Origin of the sequence: Paenibacillus taichungensis (genome assembly GCF_013359905.1) — a bacterium.
Classification (GTDB): Bacteria; Bacillota; Bacilli; order Paenibacillales; family Paenibacillaceae; genus Paenibacillus; species Paenibacillus taichungensis.
In genome coordinates this window covers 1-200 of record NZ_JABMCC010000041.1, presented here as the reverse complement: position 1 = coordinate 200, position 200 = coordinate 1, and the positions used below count along the sequence as shown (strand labels likewise).

Annotated in this window: 1 rRNA gene; it reads right to left on the bottom strand. The window is 47.0% G+C overall.

Annotated elements, in window-relative coordinates:
- Positions 1-143: ribosomal RNA gene (locus HP548_RS34180) — 16S ribosomal RNA — on the bottom strand; the annotation flags it as partial.
- Positions 144-200 lie beyond the last annotated feature (57 nt).

Genomic DNA, 200 nt, shown 5'->3' with positions numbered 1-200 from the left:
CTTGAGGGCAGGTTGCCTACGTGTTACTCACCCGTCCGCCGCTAACCATCAGAGAAGCAAGCTTCTCATCAAGTCCGCTCGACTTGCATGTATTAGGCATGCCGCCAGCGTTCGTCCTGAGCCAGGATCAAACTCTCCAATAAAGTATTGAAAAGAGCGATAAGCTCATTTTGAAACTGACGAGATTAAAAATCTCATTT